Raw genomic sequence first — 8970 nt, forward strand, 5'->3', positions numbered from 1 at the left:
GGCATCATCATACTATCAAAACTCCTATCGTGGGAGAGGGGGTAGATCGAAGTGAAATAGAAAAATTTGTGCTCAATTTAAGATGAAATCTTGGCTAAAAAACTTTAGGGACGTTGCCTAGCCGATCGAGAATTAGCCTGCGCACCCATTCATTCCGTTACCGGTAAAAATTATTTAGGCGCTATGGCAGCAGGTATTAATTGCGCTTTAGCCAACCGGCAAATCATTACCCATTTCATGCGTGAAGTATTCCAGGAACTGATGCCTGGCATGCAAATGAAATTGCTATACGATGTTTCTCATAATACTTGTAAGAAAGAAGAACATGAAGTGGAGGGCAGAAAAATGTCCTTGTATGTACACCGTAAAGGTGCCACCCGAGCCTTTGGCCCTGGGCATATGGCTTTGCCTTCTTCTCTGCGTGACATTGGACAACCTGTTATCATCGGCGGCAGTATGGGCACGGCTTCGTATGTGCTGACAGGAACTGCAGAGGGAGAAAAAAAGTCATTTAGCTCTGCTTGCCATGGAGCTGGTCGTGCCATGAGTCGCCATCAAGCCACAAAAATGTGGCGAGGAAAAGAGGTGATTGAGCAATTAAAATCTCAAGGTATTTTAATCCGCAGTCTTTCTTTTCGAGGTGTGGCTGAAGAAGCACCGCACGCTTATAAAGACATCCATTCTGTCATCGAAACGGCCCATCAAGCCGGTTTGGCTAAAAAAATAATTCGTTTAAAGCCTTTAATTTGTATCAAAGGATAAAGATAGATCATGCCGCACTGTAAAAAATATAATGCCGGGCATTGAGTCCGGCCTTTCTGAAATTTATCCTCGTATTCCACTGGTATTTAAAAAGATTTGCGTATAGTAAGCCCAACCTTTCTTCGCATGCGCAATGCCAATGCCTGTTATAGTGTAATTACCGAGAATATTTCTACGATGGCCGGGACTAGCTATCCAGGCATCCACCAGTTTTTTCGCATTCAGTTTATAATAAGCCACATTTTCTGCCCCACCGCGGCTATCTTTAAATTCTTTATACAAATGTTTGATGCGCTCATTGAAATGCTGATGCCCGAAAGAAATGCGTTTGGATGCCATAGCCTGACTATGCTTGACCGCTTCAACCGAAATGGTCGACATTAATTTAAGCGGAGCACGATGATGCTTTATCCGATATTCATTCACATAGTAAAGAATTTGTTTTTGCATTGGTAAATCAGGGCTGCTTACTTCTTTTTTTGGTGCAGCAATGGAAATACTGCTAATCAGCAATAAAAAAAAGGATAACCATTTTATTGTTTTCATGAATGCAACCTTTGCTTTAAATTGAAGCCGCATTTTGGTAAAAATTTCTACATTTGTCCAGATAAAAAAACCAACTTGGGAAAGTTTTAAACGAGAAAACACATAAAAGCAGACTAAGCTGCTTTATGGTGGATTTGTTTTATACGGGTATTAAGCTGAGCAAATAGCTTGCACCGGCGTTTTACCTAAATTAATCAAATGAACTTTTGTTCCAGGTTCCGCACTCACGGAAATATTATCATTATTCTTGACTGTTAAGGAGCGTGCTTGTCCTTGCGATAAATGTTGCCCATTTATTTTTCCTTTGTTAGACAGAATACTTACTCGAATTTTCCCTTTAGATTCAGAGCCTTGAATGTTACAAGTAGCGTTTAGTGTCCAGGCATAATGGTTCGTAAGTGAACGAGATTCTTTAGGAGCCAGTTTTATTACCTTTTGTGCATAGGCTTGTGCGCTCATGAAGCCAATTAAAACCAGTAGAAGCGCATTAAACATTTTTCTCATACTAATCCTCAAAATATAGTTTGTTTTTAATTCCAATTGAATTAATAGAATTCATTATAGCACAAAATAACAACCAATTGATCAACTTTACTTCTATTTTTGATTGCTTACAAACTTGAATTGTTGCATTAATTATTAATGTTATAGGTATGATACGTGATGTTTGATCTATAATGGTTTAAGTTTTTTAGGCTAGTAGATATCGTGAAACTTGTGCAGCAATTAAAATTAATTTTTAAAGAAATTAAGCATCCCAAATTACCTGAAAAAATAAAAAAACTAAATGCCTATCCAGTGGGTGATGTGGATGCATTAAACCATCTTCAATTTTATAAAGCGGCAGAACAATTCATCCAAGAAATTAACAAGCTTATTGAGAATTATAACGCCATATCTCTCGCTGATTTAGAGAATAAAAAAAAATCACTCCTCTCCATTCAACAAAAAATCAGAAAATTATATGATCAATTTCAACCTGCGCATTTTGAAAAATCCATCGTATTAACAACTGCACAAGCCTCTCTCGAAGATGCCGTACTGAAACAAGCCAAGAAACTCAATACGCCTTTGCTCACATCAGCAAATAACATACCCCCTATTGTGAATATTCTTGGGACTCTCACTTCTAAAAAAATAAATAAGCTGCTGGACATTTTAATTTATAGCGATCGTAAACTAATCGAACCTTCCATTAAAAAATTATATAAAGGAAAAAAACATGCCCAAGATGCATCGGTTTTTAAGAAATTTCTAAGCGAACATCAGATACAATTCTTAGGAGGAGCCAACTCATTAAATTATAAGGTAACCAACTTAGTAAATAATAAATCCTGGGTTTTAAAAGTTGAATTTCGCTTAAATTCCACTGAAGTCAGAGATTATTTACTGCAATCCATGTGCGATACCATCCTGGTAGGTTTTATTGAGCGCATGGGGGTTATTTCTGATAAAAATACAGAGCAAAAACGAGCCCGTTTCCTTACCGTAACTGAATTCTTAGCCCAAGGCTCGTTAGATGCACAAAAAAATAAATCTTTGCATGTTGCACAAATAGCGGAATACTTCATGCAAATGAGTGAAATTTTGCTGCGGATTCAAGAGGCTGGGTGCATTTTCCCAGATGCAAAAAATGCCAACTGGCTTGTAAACGATGAAAATAAATTAATTATTGCAGACACCAAATCCTTTCTATTTACCAATTCGGATGGTTATCTTCTAAAAGAAAAAAATCCCTTCAGCTCGTTTGTTATCTCCACTCGTTCGTTTGCTCCGCCGGAATATTTAGATTATTACCTACAGCACAGCAAGGGGAAAAATGATCCTTCACAATTAAATGCGGATAAATTTCATGCCTATACGTTAGGAAGAAACTTGTATTTCTTTTTAAGCAAGCGCTCGCCTAACATGGACCCTATCGATCTTAATCATTCGATCTTTACATCAGAATATGGCCAGACATTTAAGGAATTAATTCAAAAACTAACCGAAGAAGACGCTACTAAACGTTTGTCCCTGCAACAAGCCAGGAAAGAACTTTATCTAATTAAATATCCAGAAGTACGGGCAATGGTGGCAGAGCTAAGCGCTCCAGGGTTTCCGAGTCAACAAATTTCCGGCTTCCTTGAGGAACATAAAACAGCTGTTAAAAATGCTGATTCTGCAGAAAAGGAAGAATTACTGTCTGGCCCTCGAGAAGCAGTGCAAAAGATAAAAGAAAATCAGCACACTTCCCAATCAAATATGGATGAAAAGTCAGAAGGAAGGCAAAAATGCGGCTCGCTAGCCGGTAAGCCAGCAGGAGTAAATTTTTTCAAATTTTTTAAGGATGCTCCCAAAAATGAGAGTGAAAATAATAATACCTTATCAAATGATTCAATAAATGACACCTTGCAAAAGTCGTCTATGCTAGGCGCCGCTTAGCCTACTTATAACAATGCCCTTAACGATTAGATAGTTGTGGCCTTAAAATTCCCTAAATCCCAAAACAACTAAAATACAAGGCCCTTCTGCAATCACATTAATTTGATTATCCAGGCAATCTTGAATGGCTTTATCGCTTTCAGCACCCGGTTGCATCCAAATATTTTTTATACCTTTTTGAATTGCTTCTTCTACTATTTTTTCAGTGATTGCAGGTGGAGTGATAATCGAAAGACTTTTCACATCATCAGGCAAATCGGCTATACAAGGAATGCAAACCACGCCTTCAATAAGAGTTGCTCTGGGATTAATTGGATAAACTGTCATATTATGTTGCAAATAACAACGCAAAACCTTATTGCCGTATTTACTACGGTTCGTTGATGCCCCCGCCACTGCATATGCTTTGGAGGTTAAAAATTGCTCGATGTTATTCTTCATGAATGACTCCTTTTTCCATTGTCTTAATCATTGTTTAGAAACATAAGGATTGCCTTTAATGTAAAATCTTAATAGCCTTTTTGCCCAGTGCTTCGCATAATGTACCCCAATTCTTGGCTTGCGAATGACGTGAATTCTTTCTGCTTCTGACCCTTTTGCAATATAAAAATCATCACTTAACAAATCATGGCCGTATAAGCTTTTATCAATCTGCATGGCTCTGCATAAAAGTCCAGGACCTTGGGTACGGCCTTGGATATTTTTAACAGGTTCAATAGCGCGCAGCAATATCGCCGTGCCTTCTCCTTCTGTCTCAGTTACTACATTGAAGCAATAATACATCCCATAAATCAGATACACGTATGCATAACCTGGTGGGCCAAACATCACTGCCGTTCGCTTGGTTATACCTTTTGCAGAATGGGCTGCCAAATCCTTAATACCTAAATACGCTTCTACTTCTACAATTTTTCCGATCTGCTCAATGCCATCTTTTTTATGCACCAGGTACTTTCCAAGCAATTCCCGCGCTACAATTGTGGTTTCACGCGCATAAAACTCTCTGGTTAATTTTTCCATGTTTGTCATTCAAAAGAATAGGCTTGGCAGCTTATCATAAAATAATCCTACAGAGACAACCTTAAAAATAAGTGTCAACTCAGAAAGCGGCAAGCACGCATTGTGAATGCACGGGAATGGCTTGAAAACTAATTCCATATCTTTTAGATTGTAGATTACATTAAATACAATAAAGCTTACTGACTAAATTGTTGTTTAATAAAAATGTCAAAATTTATTAAAGATTTTTCTTGAGAGAACGATAATTAAGTCGGGTGATATTGAGGGATACTAATTATGGTCAATAAAACAGATAAACCTGGCTCGCTCAACTTTCTGCAAGATAAGGATAATGCTGTTCCGCAAGAATTTTTAAACAGTTTGGATTTCGACGCTTCAGCGAAACAATTGGATGCTTTAAAAGCTTTGATTTTTCACGATGCAGGCACGAATCAAGCCAAAATTCAAAAAATCAAACAAGACCTTCTCTCTGGAAGTTATCAAATACAAAGTCAAAAAATTGCCTCCAAGCTCATGGAATATCAAGTATTCACCGAAGCAGAAACGGCTTGACCTGTCATATCACCCGAGCACCATGCCTCTTGACTCAGAAAACAAGAGGCATTTTATTTTAGCGTGGCTGCATCCGTAAAGCACCGTCCAAACGTATCACTTCGCCATTGATCATACTGTTCTCAATTATATGCACCACCAAGGAAGCGAATTCTTCAGGCTTTCCAAAGCGCTTGGGGAAAGGGATAGTTGCGGCCAAACTGTCCTGAACTTCTTGCGGCATATTTAAAAGTAGTGGTGTGGCAATCAATCCGGGCGCAATTGCATTGACGCGAATTCCAAACTGGGCCAACTCACGCGCGGCAGGTAAAGTCAAAGCAATGACCCCTCCTTTTGATGCACTATAAGCTGTTTGACCAATTTGTCCTTCATAAGCGGCGATGGACGCGGTGTTAATAATTACCCCCCTCTCCAAGGTATCCTCCAGCGGGGAAAGTTTGCTCATGACATCAGCCACCACTCGCATGACATTAAAAGTTCCTATTAGATTTACCTCAATCACTTGTTTAAATGCATCAAGCGGCATAGGGCCTTCCTTACCAACCATGCGCTTGGCAGGTGCAATGCCTGCACAATTAATGCATACTCTTGGCATGCCAACGTGTTCAATGGTTTTTTGCAAAGTCTTTTCAACATCAGACGCTAAGCTTACATCGCAAGCAAATGCATTTTCTGTTGCAACATCAATATGTTTATCCCATATAACGACACGCACCCCGCGCCGGCTAAGCTCTTGCACGCAAGCTTGCCCCATTCCGGAATTACCACCCGTTATGATTGCTATTTGATTATCCAGATTCATGTGTTTCTCCTTAACAACATGCTTTTTCTTTAACTACCGTAAAAACGCCTGGCTAAGCGCTTTAAATTCAGGTGTACCTGCCTTGCGAACCCATTCAAAAAAAACCATTTCAGCGGTTAGAATTTGAATGCCTTGAGCTCGCATGCGTTTTAAACCATATTCATGATCCAATTCATGACGGCTGCTGACTGCATCGGCCACTACAAAAACATCAATTCCGGCTTCTTTCATTTTCATAGCCGTTTGTAAAACGCAGACATGGGTTTCAATGCCGCAGATAACCGCTTGCGAGCGTTTTGTAGCCTGCCAATGCTCAACAAAAGCAGAATCACAATAGCTGGAAAAATGTACCTTACTCGTACAAACTTGATTAGCAACACATTCTTTCAGGGGAGAAACCGTGCCGCCCAAACCCTGCGGGTATTGCTCGCTGGTCAATACAGGAACTTGCACCTCATGTGCCAAGCGTAATAACCAATGGCAACGCGCTACCAGTTCATCTGACTTTACTACATGCGGTGTTAGTTTTTCCTGAACATCGACCAACAGTAAACACGAATGCGCTTTATCCAATAACACGTTTCTCTCCTTAACCTTATAAGTTTTAAACCAACGCCACTAACACAGCGGTTAGGTATTGCCCCTCGGGAAAAAATGCCAAGGTCGGATGGCAGCTTGCTGGGCCAAAAACCCCTAATATTCGTGCTGTTTTATTAACCGCCAAAGCTTGTAAACTAACCAACTCAGTAAATTCTTGCATAGATAAGGCAGATGAACAGTTACACGTGAGCAACAGTGAGCCGGAACGCATGTGCTTAAATAGTTCCCGGTGCAAAAAGCGGTAATAATTTTTAGCTTTTTGCACATGCCGTTGTGACGGAACTAATTTAGGAGGATCTAAAATGACTAAATCATACTCGCTTGCTTTATCTAAATAATTGCGTGCATCGGCCGCAATAAATTCAATAAAGTCAATGCCGTTTAATTCAGCATTTTTTTTCGCCAAAACAATTGCTTGCGCTGAACTGTCAACAGCCGTGACTTTTATCGCCCCAGCCTTTGCCGCATGTAAGGCAAAGCCACCCGTATAGGAATAAAGATCCAAAACGCGTTTTCCTGCTGCCAAATTTGCAATGCGCTGATGATTTTCGCGCTGATCTAAAAAAAGCCCTGTTTTTTGTGCATCGGAAAAATCCACCTGATAAACCACGCCTGCTTCCAACACTCTTTCCACATGTGAAACCACTTGCTGCTCTGGCCGTTCCCATCCGTCTTGCGCCAGGGACTTGACTTGCGGCAGCCAAATCACTTCATCATGCGGCAAAAGCGCACGCAGGCAACTTGATATTATCTCCTTATGGGCTTCCACCCAATAGGCGGTACTGGAAACCACACTGATGTGATTAAACCGATCGATGGTCAAACCGGATAGCCCATCTCCTTCACTGTTGAATAATCGGTAAGCTGTAGTTGTTGCATTAGGCAAGTCCAAGCTTTTACGCAATAGTAGAGCCTGGCGCAACCGCTCAGCAATTAATCCCTCCCATGAATCCGTGTTGAGCGATTCAAATGTTTGCGCCAACATCCGCACTCGATACAAGGAATGTTCATTGTAAACGCCTACCCCAATACTTTCGCTTTCGGCGCTATACACGTCCACTAACTCGCCGGTGCTAAGCTTTCCGCTATGACGCTGAATTGCTTTAGGGAAAATCCACGGGTGACCTCGACGCACAGCACCTTGCTTGCTGGAGGATAAATGAATAACGGGTCTCATAATTTCTTCACAACAAAAGCAGCTAATCTACACCACGCCAGCATCAGGCTCAAGGCAGAGCGTAATATTCCTAGAAATAAATATTAAGAGCAATGACATTGGACACGAACCTCGCAGCGTGAGGACCAGTCACTGAAAACCATACCCCTGCAATAATTCCTATGGATTCATTAAAGTTATATTCCAATGCCGGTGCCAGAGAAATATTGCTACTGCCCCCGCTGCCAATACTGCCTACAGCACCACCTGGAGTAAAACCGGGATTACCGGCAAACGTGGATGTCCCGGTTTCCGTATACAGCAATTCAAAGACAGGGACCCAATGTTGAGTTAGCGAATATTCAAAAGCCAAATTCACTGAGTAACTATTATTTAGCTTTACTTTTCCATGCGTAGTCGGGCTACCGCCAAAGGCATTGAAGCCCTCGACCAGAACATCACTGGGCGAAACCACAGCCAATCCCAAGCGCGTGCGCAAATAATGCTCGCCATAAAAATGCGTTAATTTCTGAAAATTAAGGCCTACTAAAGTTTGGTAAGAACCAATGCCAGTTTGATCTGTGCCCAATTTATTTGGATTTAAATGGTTAAACTTTCCAGAAGGGAAAATCTCTTGGACCAATAACCGCACATTGGGCACCCAAGAATTTTCTTTTTGCCTAAAAAGCTGCAAGCCCACCCCAAAGCTTGAATCGCCAAAATCCTTACCGCTCTGCCCCCCTTTCCAGCTCACATCATAGGGGACAGAAGCTTGTATATCTAAAAAATCCAGAATTCCCAAGGTCACGATGGGCAGTGCTTCAAAGTTTCTAAATTGTTCAGCATAAAGTGTATAGAAAGCATAGGGTTCAAAATTAACATGCCCCGGGGGGATTGTTTTTCCTGCAGGAGCTAGTAAAGGGCCAGTCCACCAGGGTGAAGCAGCAATCCCCTGCGAAAAAAACAATAATAAATAACAAAATTTAGTTAGGGCGTGTTTTTAAAGTTTTTCAAACTATTAAAAATCTGATAAAAAGCCTCCATAGTGAAAATGGAGCAAATGGATGTCAAGATTTGTTATTGATGACAAAATGTGGAACAAATTAGA

General features: G+C 40.5%; 10 protein-coding genes and 1 pseudogene. 3 read left to right on the forward strand and 8 right to left on the reverse strand.

Annotated features, from left to right (window positions below):
- Positions 1 to 117: 117 nt before the first annotated feature.
- A pseudogene (locus ELY11_RS11695) lies at positions 118 to 762 on the forward strand (RtcB family protein); the annotation flags it as partial.
- Positions 763 to 825: 63 nt separating this feature from the next.
- Here ELY11_RS11695 and ELY11_RS11700 read toward each other — a convergent pair.
- Positions 826 to 1308, reverse strand: coding sequence for a CAP domain-containing protein (locus ELY11_RS11700; RefSeq protein WP_233579858.1), 483 nt, complete (start codon positions 1306 to 1308; stop codon positions 826 to 828).
- Positions 1309 to 1458: 150 nt separating this feature from the next.
- Positions 1459 to 1812 (reverse strand): S-Ena type endospore appendage, encoded by a 354-nt coding sequence (locus ELY11_RS11705; RefSeq protein WP_126954560.1) that lies wholly within the window; start codon positions 1810 to 1812, stop codon positions 1459 to 1461.
- 204 nt (positions 1813 to 2016) lie between these two features.
- Between ELY11_RS11705 and ELY11_RS11710 the strand changes: the two genes are divergently transcribed.
- The gene (locus tag ELY11_RS11710; RefSeq protein WP_127033728.1) at positions 2017 to 3732 is read left to right on the forward strand and encodes a hypothetical protein; all 1716 of its coding nucleotides are present in this window, start codon (positions 2017 to 2019) and stop codon (positions 3730 to 3732) included.
- A 42-nt stretch (positions 3733 to 3774) separates the two neighbouring features.
- On the opposite strand, the gene ELY11_RS11715 is transcribed toward ELY11_RS11710, so the two are convergent.
- Together ELY11_RS11715 and ELY11_RS11720 are read right to left on the reverse strand one after the other, a co-directional pair.
- The gene (locus tag ELY11_RS11715) at positions 3775 to 4173 is read right to left on the reverse strand and encodes a CoA-binding protein (RefSeq protein WP_126954562.1); all 399 of its coding nucleotides are present in this window, start codon (positions 4171 to 4173) and stop codon (positions 3775 to 3777) included.
- A gap of 27 nt (positions 4174 to 4200) precedes the next feature.
- Positions 4201 to 4752, reverse strand: a complete 552-nt coding sequence (locus tag ELY11_RS11720) for a DNA-3-methyladenine glycosylase (protein WP_126954563.1) — start codon at positions 4750 to 4752, stop codon at positions 4201 to 4203.
- 276 nt (positions 4753 to 5028) lie between these two features.
- Here ELY11_RS11720 and flgM point away from each other — a divergent pair, with 276 nt between their 5' ends.
- Complete coding sequence (gene flgM / locus ELY11_RS11725) at positions 5029 to 5304, forward strand: flagellar biosynthesis anti-sigma factor FlgM (protein ID WP_126954564.1); 276 nt, start codon at positions 5029 to 5031, stop codon at positions 5302 to 5304.
- 58 nt (positions 5305 to 5362) lie between these two features.
- On the opposite strand, the gene ELY11_RS11730 is transcribed toward flgM, so the two are convergent.
- The 4 genes from ELY11_RS11730 to ELY11_RS11745 form a co-directional block, all read right to left on the reverse strand.
- Positions 5363 to 6106 carry an SDR family oxidoreductase gene (locus ELY11_RS11730; RefSeq protein WP_126954565.1) on the reverse strand — a complete coding sequence of 248 codons (744 nt, stop codon included), beginning with the start codon at positions 6104 to 6106 and terminating at the stop codon, positions 5363 to 5365.
- A 33-nt stretch (positions 6107 to 6139) separates the two neighbouring features.
- Positions 6140 to 6685, reverse strand: coding sequence for a hydrolase (locus ELY11_RS11735; protein ID WP_126954566.1), 546 nt, complete (start codon positions 6683 to 6685; stop codon positions 6140 to 6142).
- 25 nt (positions 6686 to 6710) lie between these two features.
- Entirely contained in the window at positions 6711 to 7883 is a 1173-nt protein-coding gene (locus ELY11_RS11740; RefSeq protein ID WP_127033731.1) for a class I SAM-dependent rRNA methyltransferase, read from the reverse strand.
- 70 nt (positions 7884 to 7953) lie between these two features.
- Entirely contained in the window at positions 7954 to 8829 is an 876-nt protein-coding gene (locus ELY11_RS11745) for a hypothetical protein (protein ID WP_127033733.1), read from the reverse strand.
- Positions 8830 to 8970 lie beyond the last annotated feature (141 nt).

The organism is Legionella septentrionalis (assembly GCF_003989745.1).
GTDB lineage: Bacteria > Pseudomonadota > Gammaproteobacteria > Legionellales > Legionellaceae > Legionella_A > Legionella_A septentrionalis.